General features: G+C 28.9%; 24 protein-coding genes and 2 riboswitches. Of the genes, 14 read left to right on the forward strand and 10 right to left on the reverse strand.

Annotated elements, in window-relative coordinates:
• Positions 1–69: 69 nt before the first annotated feature.
• Together ACTQYZ_RS03510 and ACTQYZ_RS03515 are read left to right on the forward strand one after the other, a co-directional pair.
• A complete protein-coding gene (locus ACTQYZ_RS03510; RefSeq protein WP_441022732.1) occupies positions 70–771 on the forward strand; it encodes a hypothetical protein in 702 nt (233 codons plus the stop codon).
• Positions 772–782: 11 nt separating this feature from the next.
• Positions 783–2,819 carry a hypothetical protein gene (locus ACTQYZ_RS03515; protein WP_441416038.1) on the forward strand — a complete coding sequence of 679 codons (2,037 nt, stop codon included), beginning with the start codon at positions 783–785 and terminating at the stop codon, positions 2,817–2,819.
• 20 nt (positions 2,820–2,839) lie between these two features.
• On the opposite strand, the gene ACTQYZ_RS03520 is transcribed toward ACTQYZ_RS03515, so the two are convergent.
• Together ACTQYZ_RS03520 and ACTQYZ_RS03525 are read right to left on the reverse strand one after the other, a co-directional pair.
• Complete coding sequence (locus ACTQYZ_RS03520) at positions 2,840–3,076, reverse strand: helix-turn-helix domain-containing protein (RefSeq protein ID WP_441022736.1); 237 nt, start codon at positions 3,074–3,076, stop codon at positions 2,840–2,842.
• Between the two features lie 76 nt (positions 3,077–3,152).
• On the reverse strand, positions 3,153–4,436 hold the full coding sequence (locus ACTQYZ_RS03525; RefSeq protein WP_441416039.1) for a hypothetical protein: 1,284 nt from the start codon (positions 4,434–4,436) through the stop codon (positions 3,153–3,155).
• A 135-nt stretch (positions 4,437–4,571) separates the two neighbouring features.
• A riboswitch (THF riboswitch) is annotated at positions 4,572–4,666 on the forward strand.
• A 65-nt stretch (positions 4,667–4,731) separates the two neighbouring features.
• On the opposite strand from ACTQYZ_RS03525, the gene ACTQYZ_RS03530 reads away from it, so the two are divergent.
• Both ACTQYZ_RS03530 and ACTQYZ_RS03535 read left to right on the forward strand, forming a co-directional pair.
• On the forward strand, positions 4,732–5,265 hold the full coding sequence (locus tag ACTQYZ_RS03530; protein ID WP_441022740.1) for a folate family ECF transporter S component: 534 nt from the start codon (positions 4,732–4,734) through the stop codon (positions 5,263–5,265).
• A gap of 11 nt (positions 5,266–5,276) precedes the next feature.
• Positions 5,277–6,950: a formate--tetrahydrofolate ligase gene (locus tag ACTQYZ_RS03535; protein WP_441022742.1), complete on the forward strand. Its 1,674-nt coding sequence runs from the start codon at positions 5,277–5,279 to the stop codon at positions 6,948–6,950.
• Positions 6,951–7,003: 53 nt separating this feature from the next.
• Here ACTQYZ_RS03535 and dhaL read toward each other — a convergent pair whose 3' ends face one another.
• From dhaL to ACTQYZ_RS03565, 6 genes are all read right to left on the reverse strand, one after another.
• Positions 7,004–7,618 (reverse strand): dihydroxyacetone kinase subunit DhaL, encoded by a 615-nt coding sequence (dhaL, locus tag ACTQYZ_RS03540; RefSeq protein ID WP_441022744.1) that lies wholly within the window; start codon positions 7,616–7,618, stop codon positions 7,004–7,006.
• A gap of 11 nt (positions 7,619–7,629) precedes the next feature.
• Positions 7,630–8,622 carry a dihydroxyacetone kinase subunit DhaK gene (dhaK, locus tag ACTQYZ_RS03545; RefSeq protein WP_441416040.1) on the reverse strand — a complete coding sequence of 331 codons (993 nt, stop codon included), beginning with the start codon at positions 8,620–8,622 and terminating at the stop codon, positions 7,630–7,632.
• A gap of 91 nt (positions 8,623–8,713) precedes the next feature.
• Complete coding sequence (locus ACTQYZ_RS03550) at positions 8,714–9,475, reverse strand: DeoR/GlpR family DNA-binding transcription regulator (RefSeq protein ID WP_441416041.1); 762 nt, start codon at positions 9,473–9,475, stop codon at positions 8,714–8,716.
• Between the two features lie 159 nt (positions 9,476–9,634).
• Positions 9,635–10,024: a hypothetical protein gene (locus ACTQYZ_RS03555; RefSeq protein ID WP_441416042.1), complete on the reverse strand. Its 390-nt coding sequence runs from the start codon at positions 10,022–10,024 to the stop codon at positions 9,635–9,637.
• A gap of 41 nt (positions 10,025–10,065) precedes the next feature.
• Positions 10,066–10,386, reverse strand: coding sequence for a hypothetical protein (locus ACTQYZ_RS03560; RefSeq protein ID WP_441022748.1), 321 nt, complete (start codon positions 10,384–10,386; stop codon positions 10,066–10,068).
• 78 nt (positions 10,387–10,464) lie between these two features.
• The gene (locus ACTQYZ_RS03565) at positions 10,465–11,007 is read right to left on the reverse strand and encodes a manganese efflux pump MntP (protein ID WP_441022750.1); all 543 of its coding nucleotides are present in this window, start codon (positions 11,005–11,007) and stop codon (positions 10,465–10,467) included.
• Between the two features lie 107 nt (positions 11,008–11,114).
• Here ACTQYZ_RS03565 and ACTQYZ_RS03570 point away from each other — a divergent pair, with 107 nt between their 5' ends.
• The 7 genes from ACTQYZ_RS03570 (at position 11,115) to ACTQYZ_RS03600 (ending at position 22,588) form a co-directional block, all read left to right on the forward strand.
• Positions 11,115–12,863, forward strand: a complete 1,749-nt coding sequence (locus ACTQYZ_RS03570; protein WP_441416043.1) for an Rqc2 family fibronectin-binding protein — start codon at positions 11,115–11,117, stop codon at positions 12,861–12,863.
• A gap of 13 nt (positions 12,864–12,876) precedes the next feature.
• On the forward strand, positions 12,877–14,196 hold the full coding sequence (der, locus tag ACTQYZ_RS03575; RefSeq protein ID WP_441416044.1) for a ribosome biogenesis GTPase Der: 1,320 nt from the start codon (positions 12,877–12,879) through the stop codon (positions 14,194–14,196).
• Between the two features lie 69 nt (positions 14,197–14,265).
• Positions 14,266–15,735 (forward strand): stage IV sporulation protein A, encoded by a 1,470-nt coding sequence (gene spoIVA / locus ACTQYZ_RS03580; protein ID WP_441022754.1) that lies wholly within the window; start codon positions 14,266–14,268, stop codon positions 15,733–15,735.
• Between the two features lie 83 nt (positions 15,736–15,818).
• Positions 15,819–16,196, forward strand: a complete 378-nt coding sequence (gene dhaM / locus ACTQYZ_RS03585; protein ID WP_329383836.1) for a dihydroxyacetone kinase phosphoryl donor subunit DhaM — start codon at positions 15,819–15,821, stop codon at positions 16,194–16,196.
• A gap of 156 nt (positions 16,197–16,352) precedes the next feature.
• Positions 16,353–16,451, forward strand: a riboswitch (SAM riboswitch).
• 65 nt (positions 16,452–16,516) lie between these two features.
• Positions 16,517–17,677, forward strand: coding sequence for a methionine adenosyltransferase (gene metK, locus ACTQYZ_RS03590; protein ID WP_441416045.1), 1,161 nt, complete (start codon positions 16,517–16,519; stop codon positions 17,675–17,677).
• 93 nt (positions 17,678–17,770) lie between these two features.
• On the forward strand, positions 17,771–18,196 hold the full coding sequence (locus ACTQYZ_RS03595) for an Lrp/AsnC family transcriptional regulator (RefSeq protein WP_441022759.1): 426 nt from the start codon (positions 17,771–17,773) through the stop codon (positions 18,194–18,196).
• Between the two features lie 117 nt (positions 18,197–18,313).
• Positions 18,314–22,588, forward strand: a complete 4,275-nt coding sequence (locus tag ACTQYZ_RS03600; protein ID WP_441416046.1) for an acyl-CoA dehydratase activase-related protein — start codon at positions 18,314–18,316, stop codon at positions 22,586–22,588.
• A gap of 207 nt (positions 22,589–22,795) precedes the next feature.
• Here ACTQYZ_RS03600 and ACTQYZ_RS03605 read toward each other — a convergent pair whose 3' ends face one another.
• Entirely contained in the window at positions 22,796–23,647 is an 852-nt protein-coding gene (locus tag ACTQYZ_RS03605) for a DegV family protein (RefSeq protein WP_441022761.1), read from the reverse strand.
• A gap of 1 nt (position 23,648) precedes the next feature.
• On the reverse strand, positions 23,649–24,110 hold the full coding sequence (locus ACTQYZ_RS03610) for a MarR family winged helix-turn-helix transcriptional regulator (RefSeq protein WP_441022762.1): 462 nt from the start codon (positions 24,108–24,110) through the stop codon (positions 23,649–23,651).
• Positions 24,111–24,293: 183 nt separating this feature from the next.
• Between ACTQYZ_RS03610 and ACTQYZ_RS03615 the strand changes: the two genes are divergently transcribed.
• The 3 genes from ACTQYZ_RS03615 to ACTQYZ_RS03625 are packed head-to-tail and all read left to right on the forward strand — an operon-like array spanning position 24,294 to position 25,812.
• Entirely contained in the window at positions 24,294–25,049 is a 756-nt protein-coding gene (locus ACTQYZ_RS03615; RefSeq protein ID WP_441416047.1) for a PspC domain-containing protein, read from the forward strand.
• Positions 25,042–25,374 carry a LiaF transmembrane domain-containing protein gene (locus tag ACTQYZ_RS03620; protein WP_441022765.1) on the forward strand — a complete coding sequence of 111 codons (333 nt, stop codon included), beginning with the start codon at positions 25,042–25,044 and terminating at the stop codon, positions 25,372–25,374. Before ACTQYZ_RS03615 ends, ACTQYZ_RS03620 begins: the two co-directional genes overlap by 8 nt.
• A gap of 42 nt (positions 25,375–25,416) precedes the next feature.
• A complete protein-coding gene (locus ACTQYZ_RS03625) occupies positions 25,417–25,812 on the forward strand; it encodes a secondary thiamine-phosphate synthase enzyme YjbQ (protein ID WP_138268794.1) in 396 nt (131 codons plus the stop codon).
• Positions 25,813–25,977 lie beyond the last annotated feature (165 nt).

The following is a 25,977-nucleotide window of genomic DNA, read 5'->3' on the forward strand; positions in this document are numbered from 1 at the left end:
TTCAAATTTATTGTATTTTTGTAAATTTAATTAATATGTGATATACTTAAATGAATCTAAGGAGGAAGTATGGATAAATTTGAATTAATTGTACTTTGTGCTTTATTATCAATATTTTTAATTGTAATATTATATTTTGTTTTTAGAATGTTGTTTGTAAAAATAAAAATGTTTTTTTATAATTTAAAATTAAAAAAATTTAATTTAATTTTAAATAAAATTTCTAAAGATTTAAAAATAGGACAATATCCAAAGGTCGAAGATATTGACGAATTAAAAAATATTCTTCAAAAAGACGATAGAATTAAAGAAAAATATTATTTTGTTATAAAAGAATTTATTGAAGAAAATATTAGCGATAAAATTTTGCATAAATTTATAAATGAAATTAATTCTTGTATAGTAACAAGTGAAGACCTTTCCTTTGAATATTCTTATTCGAAAGATTTAGAAGTCTTTATTGTAAAAACTAATTCTTTTTGGACGGGAAATAAAAAAGTGGATGAGTTTTTACTAAAATGCCTTCATTCTTCTTCAAAAAAAATCAGACTTCAAGCAATAAATGCAATAGCTAATAGGGGAAATATAGCAAGTTTTACAAAAGCATTCGTTGTTGCTTGTGAAAGGCTTTCTGATTTTACTCAAAGGGAAATATATGATGCTTTGGATAAATTTAAGGATAAAAAAATGTTAAACAGTGTACTTGTTAAGTTAAAAGAAGAAAGTGAAAATATCAGACTTAAGTATATTGTAAAAGAATATTTGGCATAACGGGAGTAATTATGAGTATATTATATATTATTTTTATTATTTTTATTGTTTATACAATAATGTATGGAATTGTTTCGTTATTTAGTGCTGTTATTCCGTCTATTATGGTATTTAACAATTTAATAAAAAATAAGAAAAGATATTTAGATGTTGAAAAAGAAGGGAAAAAAATAACGTTAATATTAAATGAAGAAAAAAATATTAACGAATTTATTTTAAAGATAAATAGTTTAACAAAACTTGATTATGAAAATTATGATATTTTCATTGTTGTTTCAAGTAATAATACTTTTTTATCAAAAAGAATTATATCAACATTTAAACTTCAAAAAGAAAATAAGTCTTTTATATACAATATAAATAAAGAAGAGATAATATCTATTTACTCTAATGGGAAAATTAATCTTTTAATTAAAGAACAAAGCCGTAAATGGAATAATATTAATGCTGTTATAGATAATATAGACAGTGATTTGTTTATGGTTTTAGAAGAAAATATTGATATAGAAAGAACATCTTTAAGCAAACTGGCAAGAGAATTTATGCTTTTTGACGATAATCTTTTTTCTATGGGAATAATAAAAAGCAGAATTTATATCGATGAAGAAAATCTAAATTTTAAAGGTATAAAAACGCATAACTTTTTACTTGGAAGTGTTATTTTAAAGAGTATAAAAAATAAGTTATTTCTAAAGACTTTTAATGAAGAATTTTGCGGCGGTTTTGAAAGTGGTAATAATTTTACATTGTATAATAGAAAGAAAGTTAAAGATGTTGGAGGATTTGTTGATAATTGTATAAATCCAAATAATGATTTGAAAAATCGTCTAACGAAAGAATTTGGAGATAGATATAGTATAGATTACGAAGCTCTTGCATTTAAACAAGAAGAAGATTTTAAGCCTTATTTATTTAACGAAATGTATTCAACTTATATTAATGCAAAAAATCAAAAGGCAATAAACTCATTTATGGGGCTTAGTAAATTTTATGAATTTTTATCGTCAGTTTTAAATCCCATATTGGAACTTCCAATAATAATATTTTCTCTTGTTTTGGCGTTTTTAAATGTCATAAGTATTAAGGAATTTTTATTGTTTCTTTTATTATATATATCTTTTGATATATTAAAAAATATATTGCTTATTATTACAGATAAAATATCAATAGGTAAGAATTATAATTTTGTTGAAACATTAGAACTTATTGGTTTTTGTATTGTTTATGATTTTGGTTTAAGACAATATTATGATTTACATAAGCTTTCTGTAAGATTTCATAAAGATGAAAAAATAGAAGAGTACTATAAAGAAAATGAGATATTTGGTCATATTGATGATAAATCTCCTATTGTAAATGAAAAATTACAAAATAAAGTAGACAGTATTGTTGTTTTGAGTGATAAAGGTGAAGAAAAGATATTAAAAAAAGTTACACCTTTAAAACAAGAAACAATAGAAGAGAATGAAATTGATATTCCTATGTATGATGAAAATGAATATAGCAAAGAAGATATGATGCATACAGGAGATTTGGAAAATATTATTGATGAAATAAACAGTTTTCAAGTTGATGATAATATTATAAGTACTGAGAAAAATAAAGATGGTTTTTCTAAAATAGATGAAGAAGATGATGAGCTTCTTGATAGTGAAGAAATATCTTATATTGAAGATACTAAAAATATAAAATCAAATATACAAAATATAGAAAAAGAACAAAAAAATGAAAAAGTAAAGAAAGAAAAAACAGAAGGTTCAAATAAAAATAGTGACCTACAAAAAATAATAAAGCAAGTTGAGCAAACTTACAGTAAAATTGAAGCATTAGAGAAGGCTGTTAATAAAGAGTTAAGTGATATTGAAAAAAGAAGTGGACATAAAGATATAAATAAAGAGATAGATGAATTAAAACTTGAAATAGATAATCAAGAAAAAAATATAAAAAATTATAATGAACAGTCTGCTAAAAAAGAAATTGCCTCAACATCTCTTGATGAAATGAGTGAAGAAGAAATAAAAAAAGAATTTGAGAAAATTACAATATAAAACTACCATAAAAGGTAGTTTTATTTGTATTCTTTTGACTTAAATTCTTCTGTATTAAAAAAATCATACAAGCTTATATCCAGTGCGTTACATATTTTTAAAATGTTTTTTATTGATGGTGATTTTGATTTTCCGTGACCTATGCTGTATATTGTAGTTGCAGGAAGATTATGTTTTTTTGCAAATTTATTTATTGTCATATTCTTATTTTTTAGTAATTGTACTATTCTGTTATATATTAGTTTTGAAATATCCATTTTGTATCCTCTTTTTTATATTAGTTTTTGTTAATATAATAAAAACATACAAAAAAAAGCCATAAATTTTATGGCTTTATAGATATCTTTTCCCTCCAAGTCTGTTATAATCACGGTAAAATTCTTTATAATATCGTGGTTTTGAATTTGGAAGAGTTACTTTAATAGGATTTTGGCATTGTCTTGAAATTGCACAAAGTGAAAAAACAATTTCGTGAACAACAGGTTCTTTTATTTCTCCACCCTTTAATATTTCTCTTCCTCTTATTATAAGATCTCCTCCGAAAACAAAGCTGTCACCGCCTATTTCATTTATTACTCGTGACATTTCTTCTGCTATTGGAGTATTATTGATATATATTTCATCTGCATGTCTTAATTTACTTGTTCCATCGGCAACACTGGCAATAACTGAAAGGTACGGAAGTAAATCAGGCACTTTTGTTATATCTATATTAAAAGCATTTATTTTATTTGGTTTTGCTATAATATCTCCATGTTTATTTACGAGAATATTGAAACCTATTATCTTTAAAATATCTAAAATCTTTTTGTTTTTTTGTTCACTTTTTAAATTTAGATTTTTAACCATTATTTTATGTCCGAGAGCGCTTGCTGTTATCCAAACACTGGCAGAAGTAAAGTCATTTTCTATTGTAACATCACATGGATGATATGTTGTGTTTATAATATCAAATTCTTTAAAATTATGGTTTATGATTTTAATATTAAAACTTTCAAGTATTTTTATTGTTTTTAAAATATATTCTTTGTCTTTTAATTCTCCTGAATGAATAATAATTTTTGCATTGTTGTAAGCTTTGGGGATAATTGAAAGCAAAGTAGAAAGATATTCTTTTTCAACATCTGCTCTTATAAAGAATACAGATTTATCTATGCTTGTTTTAATTTTTATAGGATATTCTCTTTTTTCCTTTTGTATTTTTGTAAATCCTTTTTTAAAGAACAGACTATAAAAAGAATTTATCGGGTTTGAAATTAAAATATTTTGATATTTAATGTTAAATTTCTTTTTGGAAACAAGAAGTATTGGAGCTATTGTTTTTAATAAATCTATATTATTTCTAAGATCGAGTTGATTTATATTTACATCAAAAGGATAAGAACCTTTAATTTTAAGAGTTTTCCTTTTTCCTTCATATTCGTCAACCATTATGGTTGCACCCAGTTTGCTTAAGATGTTAAGTAGATTTTTTGTTTCTTTATCTAACAATACATTCTTTATAATGTTTGTATCATTTGAAAATAAAGAGCATATCAAATATCTTTTTAAATCCTCAAAAACAGGTTTTGCCGATACTTTTCCGTTTAATGTCTTATTGTCAAAAGTTATTTCCATAAAAAGAATATCACCCCGATTGTTTTTACTCCATTCTACTATTTTTATATCCAAATATCAATTTATTTAATATATTTTTTATAAAATAGCCGAATATAAAGGTTTTTTATGATATAATCTTTATGTAAAAATATATACAGAGTAGATAAGATGCGTTAAGTGTTAAAGGATGGGAAGTTGCCTTTAAACGAAAACCTTATTGGTTGCGGTATCTTGTCGCGTCCGCTGTAAAAAAACATTAATTAAATATGTTTCATAGCGGAGCTTTGTCTAGTAATACTTAGGAGGTAAAAGTATGAATAGAGCAAGCTCTAGTTTGGTAAGTACAAGAAAATTGGCTTATGCAGGATTGTTTATTGCAATGGGGATGGTTCTTAAGATGTTTGAAATTTCTGTTACACAAAATTTCAGAATCGGTTTTACAACTGTTCCCACTATTTTTTCTGGTATTGTTTTAGGTCCTTTTTACGGATTTGCCATTGGTTTTTTATCAGATTTTATACAATTTGTTTTAAAACCTGATGGTGGTGCTTTCCATTTGGGATTTACCCTTACAAGTGCAATGTATGGTGTTATTCCGGGACTTTTTGCAATGTTTCTTAAAAGAAAAAATATTGACATGAACTGTGTGCATATTTGTGTAATTGCACTTCTTTGCGAATTACTTTGTTCTCTTCTTTTGAACACTGTATTTCTTGTTCAGCTTTACGGATATGCAACTATTGCAATGATGCCACAAAGAATTATCAAAGCTGTTGTAATGATTATTCTTGATAGTGCTATTTTGTGTTTTTTATACAAAAATACCAAAAACAAAATTAAGATTTAAGGAGAATAAAAATGGGTTACAAAAGTGATATTGAAATTGCTCAAGAAGCAAAAATGGAAGACATAAGAGAAGTTGCTAAAAGAATAGGTCTTGGAGAAGACGATATAGAACTTTATGGGAAATATAAAGCTAAAGTTGATTATAACGTTTTAAAAAGAACCGAAAATAAAAACGGTAAACTTATTCTTACCACTGCCATAAATCCAACTCCAGCAGGGGAAGGCAAAACAACAACTACAATAGGTGTTGCGGATGCAATAAGAAGACTTGGTTATAAAACAATCATGGCTCTTAGAGAACCTTCTTTGGGACCGGTATTTGGTATTAAAGGTGGAGCAGCAGGCGGCGGATATGCACAAGTTGTTCCAATGGAAGATATTAATCTTCATTTTACAGGAGATATTCATGCTCTAACAGCAGCTAATAACTTACTTGCGGCTATGATTGATAATCATATACATCAAGGAAATGAATGTAACATTGACGTTAGAAGAATAGTATGGAGAAGAGCTGTTGATATAAATGACAGACAACTTAGAAATATTGTTTGCGGACTTGGAGGAAAAGTTAACGGTACTCCAAGAGAAGACGGTTTTGATATTACCGTTGCAAGTGAAGTTATGGCAATTTTCTGTCTTGCAAATAATATCACTGACTTAAAGGAAAGACTTGGTAATATAGTTGTAGCTTATAACATGGACGGAGATCCTGTTACTGCAAGAGATTTAAAAGCTAATGGTGCTATGGCAACACTTCTAAAAGATGCCTTAAAACCTAATTTAGTACAAACATTGGAAGGTACACCGGCATTTATTCATGGTGGACCTTTTGCGAATATCGCTCATGGATGTAATAGTGTTATTGCTACAAAAATGGCAAAACACTTCTGTGACTATGTTGTAACGGAAGCAGGTTTCGGTGCTGATCTTGGTGCTGAAAAATTCCTTGACATTAAATGTAGATTAGCCGACTTAAAACCTGATGCTGTAATTATTGTAGCAACAGTAAAAGCTTTAAAATACAATGGTGGAGTTAACAAAAATGATTTGGGCAAAGAAAATCTTGATGCCCTTAAAAAAGGACTTCCAAATTTAATTAAACATGTTGATAACATCAAAAATGTATTTGGATTACCATGTGTTGTTGCAATAAACAAATTCGTAAACGATACTGATGCTGAAATTAACTTAATTAAAGATGAATGTCAAAAATTAGGTGTAAATGTAGTATTAAGTGAAGTTTGGGAAAAAGGCGGAGAAGGCGGAGAAGAACTTGCAAAAGAAGTTATCAAGCTTTGTGAAGAAGAAAATAACTTTAAATTCTCTTATGATCTAGATTTACCAATTAAAGAAAAAATTAATGCAATCGCAACAAAGATTTACGGTGCTGACGGTGTTGACTATACAAAGAAAGCAGAAAAAGAAATTGAAAACTTTGAAAGACTTGGTTTTGATAAAATGCCTATTTGTATTGCAAAAACTCAATATTCTCTATCTGATGATCCAAGCAAGCTAGGTAGACCTGAAGGCTTTAGAATTACAATTAAAGATTTAACAGTATCAGCCGGTGCCGGATTTATAGTTGCTCTTGCTGGTGATGTTATGAAAATGCCGGGACTTGGTAAAAAACCTGCTGCATTTAATATCGATGTTGATGAAAACGGAAAGATTTCCGGATTATTCTAATAAAAAAGACCGCATATGCGGTCTTTTTTTGATTTTTTGTCAGGCTTTTTATTTTATAAAATATTATATAAACATTCAAGCATATAAGTAAAAGAAGTAGCTCCAGGGTCTTGATGTCCTATGCTTCTTTCTCCAATGTAGGCAGCTCTACCTTTTGTTGCAATTATTGTTTTTGTATACTCTATTCCTTCTTTTGCAGCATCTAAGGCTTCTTTCATTGCTTCTTTTGTTCCTTTATCTATGTTTTCTTTGAAAACATCATAAGCAGGAATCATAGAATCTAGCATTGTTTTTTCACCTTTATCTGACTTTCCTCTTTGTTTTACGCCTTCAATTGCAGCTTCCATAGATTTTATAAAATCTTCGCCGTTTAATTCTTCTTTACCTGCAAGAACCATTCCTGATTTCATGAATGCTGTTCCATATAAAGGTCCGGCTGCGCCTCCAACAGTTGAAACTAAAGTCATTCCTACTGTTTTTAATATTGTTCCACAGTCTTTATCTTTAACGGTATCAAGTTTTGCTTCTACAGCTTCAAATCCTCTTGCCATGTTTATTCCATGGTCCCCGTCAGCGATTTCGCTGTCAAGATCTGTTAAAAATTGTTTTTCTTCTTCAATTTTTTTTGCTATATTTTTAATTAATTCTATTAAAGTTTCTTTTGTCAATTTCTTTCTCCTTATAATGTTTTAAAAGCAGGTGTATCAGCTTTGCTGTCAAGAAGTGCTTTAAGTTCATCATCAAGTTTAAGTAAACTTATTGAAAATCCTGCCATTTCGATTGATGTCATATAATGTCCTACGAAGCTCTTGTAAACTTTTATTCCTTTTTGTGATAAAATGTCAGATAGTTTGTTTCCTACAATATAAAGTTCCATTAGAGGTGTTGCTCCTGAATCATTTATCATTATGGCAACTTCGCTTCCTTCAAAGTCTAAATCTTTAAGTATGCAATCAAGAAGATGAGCTGTTATTTCATCAGCTGATGTAAGTTTTTCTTTATGAGTTCCAGGTTCACCGTGAATACCGATACCTACTTCCATTTCGTCGTCGTTTATTTCGAATCCCGGTTTTCCTGCCGCCGGTACAGTACATGGAGAAATTGCAACTCCCATTGTTCTAACATTTGCAATTACTTTTTCTGCAACTTTTTTTACTTCATCAAGGCTTCTTCCTTCTTCTGCTGCTGCACCTGTAATTTTATGAACAAATACTGTTCCTGCAACGCCTCTTCTTCCTGTTGTGTATAGGCTGTCTTTTACAGCAACATCATCATTTACTATTACTTGTTCAACTTTAATATCTTCCATAGCAGCCATTTCAGCAGCCATATCGAAGTTCATAACGTCTCCTGTATAGTTTTTAATTATAAGAAGAGTTCCTTTTCCTGCATCTGTTGCTTTAATAGCTTCGTAAATTTGATCAGGAGTAGGTGATGTAAATACAGGTCCTGCAACTGCTGCATCAAGCATTCCGTATCCAACATATCCTGCATGAGCAGGTTCGTGTCCGCTTCCTCCTCCACTTATTAATGCTACCTTTCCTTCTTTTTTGTCTTTTCTTACGATTACGTCAAGACCTTCAAGTCTTTTTACATATTCCGGATGCATTTTTGCAATTCCGCTTAACATTTCGTTTTCTACGTTTTCAGGTTTATTGATAAATTTTTTCATATAAAAACCTCCTTTATGGAATTATATCATAGTAGTTAAAAGTTATGAAAAAAATTATATCTACTTTAATAAAAAAGACCTTTTGGTCTTTTTATTTTGCAATGATTACTTCTACGCCTCTTTCTTTGTAAGCTTTTATGTCTTCATCACTCATTTCGTCTGTGATGATATAATCAAAATCTTCTATATCTGCAAATTTAATAAGCATTTTTTGATTTAATTTTGAATGGTCAATTACAGCGGCTACTTTTTCTGCATTTTTAATCATTGCTTGTTTTACAGGTGTTTCTGTAAATGATTTTACACTTGCTCCGTAGTTTATATCCATGCCATCTAAACCTATAAAAGCAATATCTGAATGTGTCGTTTGGAATAGATGTTCTGAAGTAGAGCCTAAAAGAGAAAATACAGATTTTTCTATGTAGCCTCCTGAAACTAAAACTTTAGCTTTTGAATCTAGCGCCAGTTTATATGCTGCTTTTACATCATTTGTAATAACCATGACTTCTTTATCCAAAATATTAGGTACTACATGATAAGGTGTTGACCCTCCATCTATTATAATAGTATTACCTTCTTCGACTAATTTTGCGGCATCTTTTCCAATTCTTTCTTTTTCTTCTCTGAATGTCTTATCTTTTTGATAATGAGGAGTTTCCGTTGATAATATACTTTCTACGGATGTTGCGCCCCCGTGGGTTTTTAAAATTTTACCCATGTTTGCAAGTTCTATTAAGTCTTTTCTAATTGTTACGTTTGATACACCAAGCATCTTTGATAATTCTTTTACACTTGCTTCTTTTTTTTCGTATATATATTGAAGAATTATTTCTTGCCTTTGTTCTTTATACATTTTTTCCTCCAAATATAAATATAAACCTTTACATAACTAATGTAACAAAAATAAAATTATTTGTCAATTGTAAATTTTCATCTACTTATTTTTTTTGCAAAAAAAAGAACAATTAAATTTCTTTAACTTTTAAAATGAAATTTAATTGTTTTTTTGTTTTTAATATAGTTTTGGTTCTTCTTTTATTATTTCTTCAAATTCTGATTTATACTTAAGTGCATATTCTTGGGCTTCAAGAAGCTTTGTTTCTACTTTTATATCTTTACCGGCTTTTTTTTCTGCAAAATCTTCAATATAGTTTATTTGTTTTTTTACATATGATTTATAATTTGAAATTGCATTATATTCGTTTGTATATCCATCGCATTTAATATATGCCATTTGTTTATATTGTCTATATATTTTTTCATGTAATCTAAGAAGTTTTGCTTTAGAAGATTTGTTATTATAGTATTTTTCTAACTCGTCATCAATTTGTTTTTGTATGTCATCAAGCTCTTCTTTCATTTCCAAATAACTTTCTCTTTCTTTATCTCTTATTTTTTGCACTTTATCTCCGTAAGAAGCAGTTATTTCATCAAGTTTGTCATTTATTTTTTTAAATCTTCATCATTTTCTTTTACTTTTCTATCTTCAAGTCCTTTCCCGATGTTACAAAAAGCTTCTCCATATTTCTTTTGTGCAATTAGATAATCGTTATTTGCTAAATAATAATAAGTAGGATTATCAAATCTACTCTTAGTTAACAATGAATCTGCTGCATCATAGTTTCCTTCTTTAATATAATTTTGCACTTTTTGAAATCCCTCTTCGTCTTTGCTTACACCATCTTCATCAGATGAACCGCAAGCTGTAAATAGGCTTAATATCATAAAACATGATAATAAACAAAGTATTATTTTCTTTTTCATAATTTTTTTCCTTTTTTTAATTATATGTTTAATATAAAATTAAAAATAATTTTTATCAATATAATATTAATATCATTCTTAGTTAAATAATGTTTTTATTCCAATAATAATAAGAATAACTCCTGCCAAAGTTTCTCCTTTGTTTTTTAGTATTTTCCCTAAAAAACTTCCTGATAAAATGCCAATAATGGATATTAAAAAAGTTGTTTGTGCAATTAATATTGTTACAGGGATAATTTTTATATTCACAAATGCAAATGAAATTCCTATTGCTAATGCATCGATACTTACGCTTAATGATAAATACAATATCTTTAATAGTGAAAGAGAATTATATTTTTTATTTTCATTTTCCTTTAAAGATTCAATAATCATTTTTATTCCAATAAAAGAAAGTAAAAAGAAAACTATAATATTATCAATACAACTTATTTTTTCACTGAAATTTATTGCTAATATATATCCTAAAATCGGCATTAAAGCTTGAAAAAAAGAAAAGAAAAAAGAAACCTTTAATATTTGTTTTACATTTATATTTTTACTCATTCCAATACATAAACAAACTGAAAATGCATCCATAGAAAGTCCAATAGCTATTAAAAAGAAACTTATAAACCCCATAGAACACCTCATAATTCTTTTAATAAAAAATTTATTATTATATATTTGCTAATAAAATAAAATTAATATATAATTTACTCTGTTAAACAAATAAAGGAGAAAATAAAATGCCTTTTGATTCAATTACAACTTATGCTTTAATAAAAGAGCTTAAAAATAAACTAATAGGAAGTAAGATTAATAAAATATATATGCCTACAAAGTATGAAGTAGTACTTCATACTTTCGGAAATGAAAAAGAAATGTTACTTATAAATGCGGGGTCATCTACTCCAAGAGTTCATTTTATAAATACTTATAATGCTTCAATGAATGAGCCTTATGGCTTTTGTATGCTTCTTAGAAAATACCTTTCAGGAGCTGTTATAACGGATATTGACGGTTATGAGTTTGATAGAATAATTAAAATTCATTTTGAAAGCATAAATTTACTTGGAGATTATCAAAATCTTACGTTAATAGCTGAAATTATGGGAAGAAATTCAAACTTAATTTTGGTTGATGATGAAAGTAAAAAGATAATCGACTCAATAAAACACATAAAGCCTGATAACCCTTTACTTAGAGAAGTTGTTCCTAAGATTGATTATGAATATCCTACAAAAGACAGATTAAATCCCATGAATTTTAATGAATTTGTAGCGATAGACAATATAATGAGTAAGGGGGATACTACATTAAAAAAAGCTTTAATGGCAACATTTAATGGTATAAGTCCCGTTATTTTTGATGAAGTAACAGATGGTCTTAATATAGATAAAAACGTAGGTTTAAATGATCTGGAAAAAAATGATATAGAAAATGTAGTAAGTTCAATAAAAAAATATTTTGAAGGCCTTGATAATAAGCTTACTTATAATTTATATAAAAAAGACGATAAAAATAAAGACTATGTTTGTATTGACATAAAAGCCTATGATAATCTTGACAAAGAGAAATTTTCATCTCCGTCTGAAATGATAGATGAATACTATCATGAAATTGATAGGATGAATAGATTAAAGGTTGTATATAAAGATGTATATAATCTTATAAACAGGACTTTATCAAGAGAAGAACATAAACTTGAACTTAGAAAAAAAGATTTGCAAAAAGCAGAAGACAGTGAAAAATATAACATCAAAGGTCAGTTGCTTCTTTCAAATCTTCATAATCTTAAAAAAGGAGATAAAAGCATAAAAGTTTTAAATTTCTTTAAAGAACCATATGAAGAAATGACTATTTCCCTAAATCCTGCCTTATCTCCAAGTGAAAATGCAAATAAATATTTTAAAAAGTATTCAAAGCTTGAAAATTCAAAGAAATATTTACAAAAGCTTATTAAAGAAGGGGAAGAGAATGTTTATTTCCTTGAATCACAGTCTTTATATTTAGAAAGAGCAAAGACATATCCTGAAGTTGAAGAAATAAAAAGAGTTTTAGAACAGCTTGGATATATAAAGAAAAAGAAAAAAAGGTCAAATTTAAAAGAAGTAAAGAAACTTGTATTTAAAAGCCATGATGGATATGAGATATATGTTGGAAGAAATTCTCTTGATAATGATTATTTAACGAGAAAATTTGCTTTTAAAACAGATTTATGGATTCACACTAAAGATATTCCTTCATCTCATGTTATAATAAGAACAAACAATGGTAAATATTCTAATGAAGCATTAGAGCTAGGTTGTAAACTTTGTGTTTATTATTCAAAAGCAAAAAATTCTTCAAATGTGGCAGTTGATTACACATATATAAAATATGTAAAGAAACCAAGCGGAATGAAAGAAGGTAAAGTAATCTATACGGATAACGAAACAGTACAGGTTACTTTAAGTGATGAAGACATTAAAATGATAGATAAATTAAGTAGTTAAAAGGAGGAGAAAAATGAGAGAACCTTTTGTTGCATTAATAGGAAGACCAAACACCGGTAAATCAACTTTATTTAATAAGATTTCTGGAAAAAGAATTTCAATTGTTGAAGATACACCAGGTGTAACAAGAGATAGGATTATAACTGATACATCATGGGGTGGAAATAGTTTCTTCTTGATTGATACAGGCGGTATAGAGCCAAAAAGTGATGACATAATTTTAAAACAAATGAAAAGACAAGCTAATCTAGCAATTGATATGGCTGATGTTATTGTTCTTGTCGTTGATGGAAGAAGCGGAGTTACAGCATCTGACAGAGATGTTGCAAATATGATAAGAAAAAGCGGAAAACCATGTGTATTAGCAGTAAATAAAATTGATTCTTTTGATATAGATTATTTAAGATATGAATTTTATGATTTAGGATTAGGAGAGCCAATAGCTATAAGTGCTGAACATGCTCTTGGATTTGGTGATTTACTTGATGAAGTTGTTGCTCATTTCCCTGAAAATAAAAAGGGAATAGATGAAGAAGAAAGAACCAAGATTGCCGTTGTAGGTAAACCAAATGCAGGAAAATCAAGTCTTGTAAATACTCTTCTTGGAGAAAACAGAGTTATAGTAAGTAACATTTCTGGAACTACAAGAGACGCCATAGATACAGTATTTAATTATGAAGGTAAAAATTATACTTTAATTGATACAGCTGGTATAAGAAAGAAAGCAAAAATATATGATGATATAGAACATTATTCCACAATCAGAGCAATAGGGGCAATAGAAAGAAGTGATATATGTCTTCTTATGATTGATGCAATGGAAGGCGTAACAGAGCAAGACGTAAAAATAGCCGGACTTATAAAAGATAGGTTTAAAGCTGTCATTATTGTAATAAACAAATGGGATTTAGTTAAAAAGCAAACAAATACGATGAAGGAAATGGAAAAGAAAATAAGAAGCTCATTATATTTCCTTGATTTTGCTCCTATACTTTTCATAAGTGCAACAGAGAAAAAGAGAACACATAAATTAATGCCGTTAATTGAACAGGTTCTTGAAGAATATTCAAAGAGAGTTACAACTGGTCTTTTAAACGAAATAATGGGAGATGCAGTAATGATGAACAATCCACCTGCAAAAGGTACAAAGAGAATGAAAATATTCTATTTCTCTCAAGTATCGGTTTCACCTCCAACATTTGTTATTTTTGTAAATGATCCAGAACTTGAACAAGAAGCTTATTCAAGATATTTAATAAACAAATTAAGAGAAGCTTTTACATTTTTAGGTTCTCCTATAAAATTAATATACAGAAGAAAACAAGAAAATTAAAAAAATAATTATATTTTAACCTCCAAATAAATATGTATAAGTAAGATACATGAGTTTGGAGGTTTTCTTATGAATTTGGGAATATACGAAGATATATCAAAAAGAACGGGTAAAGATATATATTTGGGTGTGGTAGGACCCGTTAGGACAGGTAAATCCACTTTTATAAAAAAATTTATGGATGAACTTGTAATACCAAATATAGATAATAAGTTTAAAAAGGAAAGAGCCATAGATGAACTTCCTCAAAGCGGTTCGGGAAAAACAATAATGACTTGTGAGCCTAAGTTCGTTCCAAATACCGCTGCAAACATTTCTCTTGGTGGAGGAATTGATTTGAATGTAAGGCTTGTTGATTGTGTAGGATATGTAATAGAAGGGGCTATTGGGGATATGGACGAAAATGAAGAAAGAATGATAAGAACCCCATGGGACGAAAATCCTATGCCTTTTAAAAAAGCAGCAGAAATAGGAACAAAAAAAGTTATAGAAAAACATTCTACAATAGGGATTGTTGTAACAACAGACGGTAGTATAAGCGGTATAGATAGAGAAAATTATGTTCAAGCAGAAGAAAAAGTAATAAATGAACTAAAAAACATAAATAAGCCTTTTGTTACAATTCTTAATACAAAAAATCCTTCAAGCAGTAAGTCTAAAGAACTTTGTAAGAGTATGGAAGAAAAGTATGGGTGTAAAGTTATTATTTTAGATGTTATGAATATAACTCTTGATGATATCGAAAATCTTCTTTTGGATGTTTTGTTTGAATTCCCTGTTAAAGAAATTAACTATTCTCTTCCTTTGTGGACAGACTTATTAGATAAAGAAGATGAAATAAACAAGGAAATTTATAATTTTATTTTATCAAATTCAAATAAGAATGATACTTTAAATAAAGTTTTAAAAGGAATTAAAGAATCGAAATTTGATAATTTTGAAATGAATATATCAAATATAGATCTTAGTCTTGGTGTTATACATATTGATGTTAATATAAATAACAGCATATTTTATGGAATGCTAAACGAAAAAAACGGAGTTACCATAGAAAATGAATCCGATTTATTTATGCTTATCTCATCTCTTACTAATATAAAAAGAGAATATGAAAAAATAGCATCTGCCTTGGATGTTGCAAGAAACAGCGGGTATGGAATAGTTACACCTGAGTTTGAAGATTATGTATTAGATGAGCCTGAAATGATAAATAAATCTTCAAGACATGGGGTGAAAATAAAGGCTTCTGCTCCTGCACTTCATATTATATGTACAAATGTAGAAACATCAATAAGTCCTACAATAGGTTCAGAGGAAGAATGTCAGGTGTTTTATGATAAAATAATGGATGAATATAAAAATGATCAAGAAAAAATTTGGGAAAGTGAATTCTTTGGAAGAAATTTAAAAAATATGATAAGTGATAATATGCAAAATAAACTTACATCTATTGAAGATGACAATAAAATAAAAGTTCAAAAAGCACTTACAAGAGTTGTAAATTCAGGCAGAGGCGGGCTTATAATTTTATGGCTTTAAAATAAGAGGATTTCCTCTTATTTTTTTGTTTATATAAATAATTATGATATAATACTATAAATAAAATAATGGAGGATATTTTTATGTTAGGTATGGTTATTGTTTCTCACAGTGAAAAAGTTGCTCTTGGAGTAAAAGAACTTGCTGCACAAATGGCAAAAGATGTAAAAATTGTTGCTGCGGGAGGTTTAAGTGACGGAAGTATCGGAACTGATATGGAAAAAATCATGAACGGTATTTCTGAAGCTGACAGTGGAGATGGTGTTATTATAATGATGGATCTTGGAAGTGCTGTAATGACAACGGAAATGGCACTTGATATGTGTGAGAACGAAGCGTATATGATAGACGGACCAATTGTTGAAGGTGGTATTGCTGCAGCTGTTACAATTCAAAGTGGAGGAGATATTGAGGGGGTAAAAACTGCCGTTAACGAATGTAAGACAATAAATAAATTTTAATTTATTATATTTAAAATAAATAATAAGCATATCTTACGATATATTTATTAAAAAAGCTGTTTTTGATAGCAGCTTTTTTTGTATTTTATAACAAAATAAAATAAAATATTGCTTTTATATTGTTTATATGGTAATATTCCAATTGTAAAATAATAGACCTTATTTAGAGTGGTGGAGTGAATAGGCACTATGAAACCCGGCAACCGACAGCTTGTACGGTGCCAATACCTACGGGATTTTTCCGAATGATGAGGAAGACATTTAATCTCATAGGTTCCTATGAGGATTTTTTTATTTAAGGTCACAAATGGGAGGAAATAATGAATAAACACTTTTTTACATCAGAATCTGTTACAAAAGGTCATCCAGATAAAATATGTGACCAAATAAGTGACAGCGTATTGGATGCTATTTTAGCACAAGATCCAAATGCCAGAGTTGCATGTGAGTGTGCAATAAATACAGGACTTGTTCTTGTTATGGGAGAAATAACAACAAGCGGATATGTAGATATTCCAAAAATTGTAAGAAAAACAATTACAGATATTGGATATACAAGAGCCAAATTTGGGTTTGACGGAAATACATGTGGTATTATTACATCAATAGATGAACAATCAAGTGATATTGCAATGGGCGTTGATAAATCTCTTGATGCAGCAGAAGACGAAGAAGAAAACGGAGCAGGAGATCAAGGTATAATGTTTGGTTTTGCTTGCAACGAAACAGAAGAATACATGCCTCTTCCTATTTCTCTTGCAAATAAACTTGCTTTAAAATTAACAGAAGTAAGAGAAAATAAAACTTTAGAATATTTAAGGCCTGACGGAAAAACTCAAGTAACTGTTGAGTATGATGGCGATAAACCTGTAAGAATAGATACAGTTGTTATATCAACACAACATGATGAAAAAGTATCCTTAGATACAATTAAACATGACATGATAGAATATGTAATAAAAGACGTTATAGATGAAGATCTTCTTGATGAAAATACAAAATATTTTATTAATCCTACCGGAAGATTTGTAATAGGTGGACCTCAAGGAGATAGTGGGCTTACAGGAAGAAAAATAATCGTAGATACATATGGTGGATATGCAAGACACGGCGGTGGAGCTTTCTCAGGAAAAGATCCTACAAAAGTAGATAGAAGTGCTTCATATATGGCAAGATACATTGCAAAAAATATAGTTGCAAGCGGTATATGTGAAAAGATTGAAATTGAAGTTGCATATGCAATTGGGGTTGCAAAACCTGTAAGTATATATGTCAATACTTATGGTACATCAAAATTAAGTGATGATAAAATAGTTGAAATAATAAATGAAAACTTTGATTTAAGACCTACAAAAATTATTGAACATCTTGATTTAAGACGTCCTATTTATAAACAAACAGCAGCTTATGGACACTTTGGAAGAAGTGAATTCCCTTGGGAAAAATTAGATAAAGTAGATGATTTGAAAAAATACTTATAAAATAAAGTAATTTAAAAAAAATCCTTTATTATTTTAATTAAATGTTGTAATATAATTTATAAGTAGCAAATTATTACCAGGGAGTAAGAAAAAATGGATGTAATTGATAGAAAAATACTAGAAAGATTAAATGTTGACGGAAGAATTACAATGAAGCATTTGGCAAACGAGCTTGGCTTATCTGCTCCTGCTGTTGCTGAAAGAGTAAAAAGATTAGAACAAAAAGGAATAATTACTGCTTATAAAGCTATAATAAACAGGGAAAAACTTGGTCAAGGGATAACCGTATTTATTACCATAGATATGCCCGCAAGTAAGTATGATGAATTTAAGGAGTTTGCAAATAATACAAGTGAAATAAGTGAATTTTATTATTTAACCGGACAATACTCCTTAATAATAAAAGCTTATGTAACAAGTACAACTCACCTTGCAGAGCTTCTTGAAGGAGCACAACAATTTGGAACAACAGAAACATTTGTTGTTATGTATGCTCATGTAAAAGATAATATTTTTTGATATAAAAATGAAATAAATATGAAAAATAGTCGAAAATTGCTTCTAATTTTCGGCTTTTTTATTGCTATTTAAAATTTAAAGAATTATAATAAATGATAATTATTTGGGAGGGGTGTAATGGAATCAATTAATAAATTAGGTGTAGATATTGGCTCGACTACTGTTAAAGTAGTCATTATGGACATTAATAATAATATTTTATATTCAAAATATGAAAGACATTTTGCAAATATTCAAGATACTCTTTTAAGTATGATAAAAGAGGCTTTAGATAAAATAGGGGATTGTAAAATTTACCCGGTTATAACAGGTTCAGGCGGGCTTAGCCTATCAAGTTACTTAAATATTCCTTTCGTCCAAGAAGTTGTTGCGGTTTCAACTGTTCTAAGAAAATTCCATCCAAATACCGATGTTGCAATAGAAATCGGAGGGGAAGATGCAAAAATTATTTATTTTGATGGTGGAATTGAACAGAGAATGAATGGTATATGTGCCGGAGGTACAGGTTCTTTTATTGACCAAATGGCTTCTTTATTAAAGACTGATGCCAATGGACTTAATAAACTTGCGAAGGATTATAAAAATATATATCCTATTGCCGCAAGATGTGGTGTGTTTGCTAAAAGTGATATACAGCCGCTTATTAATGAAGGAGCAACAAGAGAAAATCTTGCAGCTTCTATTTTTCAAGCCGTTGTTAATCAAACAATAAGCGGGCTTGCTTGTGGTAAACCAATTAGAGGCAATGTTGCTTTTTTAGGTGGACCGCTTTATTTTATGAGTGAGCTTAAAAAAGCTTTTATAAGAACTCTTAATTTAAAGGACGAAAATGTAATATCGCCTGAAAATCCACACTTGTTTGCAGCTATTGGAGCAGCTTTAAGCAGTGAAGAAAAAGAAAATATTACACTAGAAGAATTAGAAACAAGATTAAGTAGTGAAATCAAATTAAATAGTGAAATAAAAAGAATAGAAAGTCTTTTTGAAAGTAAGGAAGACTACGAAGAGTTTACAAAAAGACATGCTGTTCATACAGTAAAAAAAGGTAGTTTGGAAAACTATAAAGGAAACTGTTATCTTGGTATAGATGCAGGTTCTACAACAACAAAACTTGCACTTTGTAGTGAAGACGGAGATTTATTATATTCTTTCTATAGTAGTAATAATGGTTCTGTTTTAGAAACAACAATGAAAGCAATGAGAGATATTTATTCAAAACTTCCAAAAGATGCAAAAATTGTTTATTCATGTTCAACAGGTTATGGGGAAGATTTGGTAAAATCAGCTCTTATGCTAGATGAAGGTGAAGTTGAAACAATAGCCCATTATTATGCTGCATCTTTCTTCGATCCAAAAGTTGATTGTATTTTGGATATTGGCGGTCAGGATATGAAGTGTATAAAGATAAAGAATGGTTCTGTTGATAACGTACTTCTTAACGAAGCTTGCTCTTCAGGATGTGGTTCATTTATTGAAACTTTTGCTAAATCTCTTGATTACAGCGTTGAAGATTTCGCAAAAGAAGCTTTGTTTGCAAAAAATCCTATAGACCTTGGAACAAGATGTACTGTATTTATGAATTCAAACGTTAAACAAGCTCAAAAAGAAGGTGCACCGGTAAGCGATATTTCTGCAGGACTTGCTTATTCAGTTATAAAAAATGCATTATATAAAATAATAAAATTAACAAATCCTGATGATCTTGGAAAACACGTTGTTGTTCAAGGTGGAACTTTCTATAATGATGCGGTTTTAAGAGCTTTTGAAAAAATTTCGGGACATGATGCCGTAAGACCTGATATTGCAGGAATTATGGGGGCGTTTGGAGCTGCTTTAATTGCGAAAGAAAGATATGAAGAAGGAAAAGAAACTTCCATGCTTGATTTGGAAGGAATAAATAAACTTACATATACTACGGTTACAACAAGATGTAAGGGGTGTACAAATAACTGTTATCTTACAATAAATAGTTTTGATGGTGGTAAAAGAAAGTTTATAACAGGAAACAGATGTGAAAAAGGGGCTGGAATACATAAAGATAAGGCGACTGACATAAACTTGTTTGAATATAAAAATAAAATAACTTTTGATTATGAACCATTAAGTGAGGAAGAAGCAGTTAACGGAACTGTAGGTATTCCAAGAGTTCTTAATATGTATGAAAACTATCCTTTCTGGGCTACTTTATTTAAAGAGCTTAAGTTTAGAGTTGTGCTTTCTCCTGTATCAACGAGAAAACTTTATGAATATGGAATTGAATCAATTCCAAGTGAATCAGAATGTTATCCTGCAAAACTTTCTCATGGACATGTTACATATTTAATAAGACAAGGAATAAAAACTATATTCTATCCTTGTATTCCTTATGAAAGAGATGAAACACCTGAAGCAGGAAACCATTATAACTGTCCTATTGTTACATCTTATGCAGAAAACATCAAAAACAACGTTGAAGAAATCGAAAGTGAAAATGTTAAATTTTTAAATCCTTTCTTTGCATTTACAAATAAAAATACAATAAAAGAAGGAATAATTAGAGAATTTACAAAAGGTGGAGAAACAGGTTTTGACTTAGATAAAAATGATGTTTCAAAAGCAGTTGATAAAGCATGGGATGAACTTTTAAGCGTAAGAGAAAAAATAGCTAAAAAAGGTGAAGAAGTAGTAAAATATCTTGACGAAACAGGTAAAAGAGGAATTGTTCTTGCCGGTAGACCATATCATATAGACCATGAGGTAAATCATGGTATTGATAAGATGATAAACTCTTATGGTATTGCAGTATTAACCGAAGACAGCGTTTCTCATCTTAGTGAAGTTGAAAGACCTCTTATTGTAATGGATCAATGGATGTATCATTCAAGATTATATAAAGCTGCAAGCTTTGTAAAGACAAAAGATAATATCGATCTTGTACAGCTTAACTCATTTGGATGCGGACTTGATGCGGTTACTGTTGACGGAGTAAAAGATATATTATCTTCTGTAGGAAAAATTCATACTGTACTTAAGATTGATGAAGTAAATAACTTAGGAGCTGCAAGGATAAGAATTCGTTCGCTTCTTGCAACACTTAAAATAAGAGATAAGAAAAAAACAAAGAGAAAAATAAAAAAATCAAGTTATGAAAGAGTTGAATTTACAAAGGAAATGAAGAAAGATTATACAATTCTTTCTCCTCAAATGTCTCCTATACATTTTTCATTGTTTGAAGCTGCTCTTAATTCTTGTGGGTATAAGTATGAAGCATTACAAGATGATAGTAAAACAGCTGTTGACATTGGGCTTAAATATGTAAACAACGATGCTTGTTATCCTTCTTTGATTGTTGTTGGCCAAATTATGGAAGCATTGAATTCAGGTAAATACGATACTGACAAAGTTGCCATAATGATAACTCAAACAGGTGGAGGATGTAGAGCGACAAACTATATCGGATTTATTCGTAGAGCTCTTGAAAATGCCGGAATGGGACATATCCCTGTAATTTCTCTAAATGCAAACGGAATAGAAACAAACGAAGGTTTTAAAATAACACCTAAACTTTTAAACAAAGGTTTGCAAGCTGTTGTTTACGGCGATTTGTTTATGAGAGTATTATATAGAATGAGACCTTACGAAGTAGTAAAAGGTTCTGCGGATTTACTTCATAAAAAATGGGAAGAAAAATGTATAAAAGATTTATCAAAACCTCGTTCTTCTAAAAAAGTTTTCCATGAAAACATAAGAAATATTATAAGAGAGTTTGATGAACTTCCAATTACAAATGAAGTTAAACCAAAAGTTGGAATAGTAGGTGAAATTCTTGTTAAATTCCTTCCTGGTGCAAATAATCATTTGGTAGACTTACTTGAAAAAGAAGGAGCGGAAGCCGTTATGCCGGATCTTCTTGATTTCTTATTATACTGTTTCTATAACAACAACTTTAAATCAGATAAACTTGGTATGAAGAAAATTAGCGCAACAATATCCAATTTAGGAATAAACTTTATAGAAACATACAGGAAAGTTTATAAAGAAGAATGTGCAAAGAGTGTACATTTTAATGCTCCAAATCAAATAAATAAACTTGCTTATTATGCAAATGATGTTGTGTCTGTTGGTAACCAGACAGGTGAAGGCTGGTTCTTAACAGGTGAAATTTTGGAACTTATTAAATCAGGTGTAAATAATGTTGTTTGTACACAGCCTTTCGGTTGTCTTCCAAACCACGTTGTTGGTAAAGGTGTAATTAAGAAAATAAGAGAAATGTATCCTTTATCAAATATAGTTGCAATAGACTATGACCCTGGAGCAAGTGAAGTTAATCAGCTTAACAGAATTAAGCTTATGCTTTCTCAAGCAAATATGAATTTAAAAGAAACACTTGAGGCAGAAACAGTTGAAGCATAAATATTAAAAGAGTTTTAGAAAATTCTAAAACTCTTTTTTATAATATTATAGTTTATGGATGAAATTAATGATTTTTTATCAATAAACTTAGATGAGAAAAAATATTTTTTTAATATAAATTTATAAATGATTATCAAAATTTAGATATGCAAAAGTTGATAAAAATCAGTAACAATATAAAAAACACACCTTTTGGTGTGTTTTTATTTATTCTTCTTCATCTTGTTTTTGTATATAAGCAATACCTATTGCCCCAGGTCCTGCATATGTTCCAACTGTCGGGCCTATTGAAATTATTTCGCTTTCTTCTATTGGAAGATGTTTGTACATGAAATCTTTAAAGTTTTCAATGGCTTTATGTGCATGAGAATGTCCAAATGTTACAGGATAAGAATAATCAATGTTACCCTTTACTCTTTCAAGCATAAATTTGTAAGATAATTTTTTCCCTCTTACTTTTCCTTCCTGTTCAAGCTCTCCGTCAACTGCCTTTAATACGGGATTAATGTTTAACATCTCGCCTATTGCTGCTGTTGTTTTAGATATTCTTCCTCCGTACATTAAATATTTTAAGGTATTCAAGCAAACGAATAGTCTTAAATTATTTGTCATATGTTCTATTTTTATTGCAATTTCACTGGCATTTTTCCCTTCGTCTCTCATTTTTACGGCTTCACTTATAAGAAGATAGGTTCCAAAGCTTGCAATTTTTGAATCTACAATATAAATTTTATCTTCGTCTACTTCATTTTTTGCTATTGTTGCAGACTGCATAGTACCGCTTAATTTTGAAGATACCATTATTGCAACTATTTCATCACCTTGTGCTATATATTTTTCAAATACTTCTTTAAACTTTATTGGACTTGGTTGTGATGTAGTAGGGAGATTGTCGTGTGCTAAAAGTAACTTTTCATAAAATTCATCATTAGAAATATTAACACTATCTAAAAATTCATCATCGCCAAATCTTACCGTTAAAGGTACTACCGTAATATCAAGTTTTTCTACAATTTCTTTGCTTAAATCGCATGTACTGTCTACAATTATTCTTACCATTTTATGCACCTGCCTTGCTTTTATTTGTAAAGAATTTTTCAAGTTCAACTACGCCTTGAATAAGAACTTCTCTTTTTTCTTCTGGGAAGAAATTAAGCATTTCTCTTGCCATATTTTCGTGAAATTGTGCATGATTTTTTTCTACTTCGTGTCCAAGTTTTGTTGCATAAATTTTTATGACTCTTTTGTCTTCATCGTTTCTTTCTCTTTTTAAATAACCTTTTTTTTCAAGAGCATTAACGCTTATTGTTAATGTTCCAGGAGTAATATTTAATGATTTTGCAATGTTTGAAGATGTATTATTTCCGGCTTTTTCGTTTTTTACCACGGCTTCTATTACGTGCATTTCTCTTATTGAAAGGTTTTTGAATTTACCTTTTTTTAAAGCATTACCTTCAACTTTTAGTATCTCATTAAATATTTCAACCAAAAAGTCATTTAAAATTTGTTCTTGTTTATTCATATAATCTCCATTCTTAAGGCTTAACGTTAACTAAATTATATCATGGGGTTATATTAAAAGCAAAACAATATGCTTTATAACATAAAATATTTTAATGGGTTTTTAATGTTAGATTAATTGCAAATTTAATAATATTTATATATTATATAAACATATAAATTTGCTTTGGAGGACATCTTTGATATGAATGAAAAAAAACTATATAAAAGCAGAGATGATAAATGGTTTGGGGGAGTATGTGGGGGAATAGGAGAGTATTTTGATGTAGATTCTATAATAATAAGAATAGTAGCAATAATTCTTGGACTTGTTACAAGTGGTATTCTAATTTTTATATATCTTTTACTTTGTTTTTTAATTCCTTATGAGCCTATAAGAGAATATACAATGCATAGTAAAAAGTTTTCTTCTTTTTACTCTAATAGTTCAGGTGTAAATGAGTATAATACGAAATTCAATTCAGGGGCTTATAAATTTGATGATGAAAAAATTAATAAAAATAAAAATCAACAAAAGATAGGTTTATTTTTAGTTATAATAGGTGTTATTTTGTTCCTTGGAAATGTATTACCAAAATATATGTCAGATTTTATCGTTCCCGTTTGTTTGTTGATTGCAGGGCTTCTTTTAATAGTATCAAGTGTTCCATTTAAAGAAAAAAACAAAGATGTTAATTACGAAAATGTGAATAATATAAATTATAATAATGTTGATAATTCAAGTAGTGAAAAAAGTAATGTTATAAAAGAAGATGATATTAATAAAGAAGAAAATATTATAGAAGATGATTGTATAAATGAAAAATCACAATCTTCTATAGTTGAATATTCAAATGTAAATGAAGAAAACGAAGAAACTGAAAATGATTCTGATAAAGGTGAATTTACCATTGAAGAAATAAAGAAAATGAGAGAAGAAGGTAGTGAAAATCATGAATAGAAATCTAAAAATAATACTTGGAATTCTTTTAATAGTTATTGGTGCCGGATGCATCTTAAATTTGCTTGATATTTATATTCTCTCTTTTTCTGGGTTTGTAAAAGCAATAGATTTAATGTGGCCCTTATTTTTGGTTGTTATTGGATTGTTTCTTTTATATCAAAATAGAAAAATTAGAGCTGTTGTTTTAGCTATAATGGTTATATTGTTGTTTGCTGGAACAATTTATTATACTACGACAAACCACTATAACCTTTTTAATAATAATCATGACTTTAATTTTAACGAACATTATAATGATTCCGATAACTTTTTTAATAATTAATGTTATAATGTAATAAGAAATTATATTATTAAGGAGTTTGTTATGCTTTTTGAATTTGATCTTAGAACTGATAATGAAAATTTCCATAATATAACGGATATGGTTAAAAGTGCACTTAAGGAAAGCAAAGTGCAAAATGGTTTATGTACAGTATTTTCTCCTCATACAACCGCAGGAATAACAATAAATGAAGCTGCAGATCCTGACGTTGTTGGTGATATGTTATTTGCCTTTGATAAGTTTTTCCCTGATATGAGAGAATTTAGGCACTATGAAGGTAATAGTACTGCTCATATAAAAACCAGTGTTGTAGGGTGTAGCGAAACTATTATAGTTAAAGATAATGAATTGTTGCTTGGTACATGGCAGGGTATATACTTTGCTGAATTTGATGGTCCAAGACATAGAAGATTTTATGTAAAAATAATTGAAGATTAATTTTAAAGAAGCATTTTTATGCTTCTTTTTTTATGTATTTACATGTTTTTTTACCTTAAAATATTGGTTTAATCATAAAAATGAGGCTTTTTTATTGCTTTTTTATATTTTAAGGTGTATAATAATTTAGGCTAGATGAGTGGGCGTATGTCCACTCATTGTTTT

The sequence above is a fragment of the Anaerofustis sp. LCP19S3_F7 genome (assembly GCF_052119445.1).
In the GTDB taxonomy this organism is placed as follows: domain Bacteria; phylum Bacillota; class Clostridia; order Eubacteriales; family Anaerofustaceae; genus Anaerofustis; species Anaerofustis butyriciformans.

What these genes read in the sequence shown, in the direction of transcription:
- ACTQYZ_RS03510 (WP_441022732.1), top strand. Translation starts at nt 70, where the DNA reads ATGGATAAATTTGAATTAATTGTACTTTGTGCTTTATTATCAATATTT.
- ACTQYZ_RS03515 (WP_441416038.1), top strand. Translation starts at nt 783, where the DNA reads ATGAGTATATTATATATTATTTTTATTATTTTTATTGTTTATACAATA.
- ACTQYZ_RS03520 (WP_441022736.1), bottom strand. Translation starts at nt 3,076, where the DNA reads ATGGATATTTCAAAACTAATATATAACAGAATAGTACAATTACTAAAA.
- ACTQYZ_RS03525 (WP_441416039.1), bottom strand. Translation starts at nt 4,436, where the DNA reads ATGGAAATAACTTTTGACAATAAGACATTAAACGGAAAAGTATCGGCA.
- ACTQYZ_RS03530 (WP_441022740.1), top strand. Translation starts at nt 4,732, where the DNA reads ATGAATAGAGCAAGCTCTAGTTTGGTAAGTACAAGAAAATTGGCTTAT.
- ACTQYZ_RS03535 (WP_441022742.1), top strand. Translation starts at nt 5,277, where the DNA reads ATGGGTTACAAAAGTGATATTGAAATTGCTCAAGAAGCAAAAATGGAA.
- dhaK (WP_441416040.1), bottom strand. Translation starts at nt 8,622, where the DNA reads ATGAAAAAATTTATCAATAAACCTGAAAACGTAGAAAACGAAATGTTA.
- ACTQYZ_RS03550 (WP_441416041.1), bottom strand. Translation starts at nt 9,475, where the DNA reads ATGTATAAAGAACAAAGGCAAGAAATAATTCTTCAATATATATACGAA.
- ACTQYZ_RS03560 (WP_441022748.1), bottom strand. Translation starts at nt 10,386, where the DNA reads ATGAAAAAGAAAATAATACTTTGTTTATTATCATGTTTTATGATATTA.
- ACTQYZ_RS03565 (WP_441022750.1), bottom strand. Translation starts at nt 11,007, where the DNA reads ATGGGGTTTATAAGTTTCTTTTTAATAGCTATTGGACTTTCTATGGAT.
- ACTQYZ_RS03570 (WP_441416043.1), top strand. Translation starts at nt 11,115, where the DNA reads ATGCCTTTTGATTCAATTACAACTTATGCTTTAATAAAAGAGCTTAAA.
- der (WP_441416044.1), top strand. Translation starts at nt 12,877, where the DNA reads ATGAGAGAACCTTTTGTTGCATTAATAGGAAGACCAAACACCGGTAAA.
- spoIVA (WP_441022754.1), top strand. Translation starts at nt 14,266, where the DNA reads ATGAATTTGGGAATATACGAAGATATATCAAAAAGAACGGGTAAAGAT.
- dhaM (WP_329383836.1), top strand. Translation starts at nt 15,819, where the DNA reads ATGTTAGGTATGGTTATTGTTTCTCACAGTGAAAAAGTTGCTCTTGGA.
- metK (WP_441416045.1), top strand. Translation starts at nt 16,517, where the DNA reads ATGAATAAACACTTTTTTACATCAGAATCTGTTACAAAAGGTCATCCA.
- ACTQYZ_RS03595 (WP_441022759.1), top strand. Translation starts at nt 17,771, where the DNA reads ATGGATGTAATTGATAGAAAAATACTAGAAAGATTAAATGTTGACGGA.
- ACTQYZ_RS03600 (WP_441416046.1), top strand. Translation starts at nt 18,314, where the DNA reads ATGGAATCAATTAATAAATTAGGTGTAGATATTGGCTCGACTACTGTT.
- ACTQYZ_RS03605 (WP_441022761.1), bottom strand. Translation starts at nt 23,647, where the DNA reads ATGGTAAGAATAATTGTAGACAGTACATGCGATTTAAGCAAAGAAATT.
- ACTQYZ_RS03610 (WP_441022762.1), bottom strand. Translation starts at nt 24,110, where the DNA reads ATGAATAAACAAGAACAAATTTTAAATGACTTTTTGGTTGAAATATTT.
- ACTQYZ_RS03615 (WP_441416047.1), top strand. Translation starts at nt 24,294, where the DNA reads ATGAATGAAAAAAAACTATATAAAAGCAGAGATGATAAATGGTTTGGG.
- ACTQYZ_RS03620 (WP_441022765.1), top strand. Translation starts at nt 25,042, where the DNA reads ATGAATAGAAATCTAAAAATAATACTTGGAATTCTTTTAATAGTTATT.
- ACTQYZ_RS03625 (WP_138268794.1), top strand. Translation starts at nt 25,417, where the DNA reads ATGCTTTTTGAATTTGATCTTAGAACTGATAATGAAAATTTCCATAAT.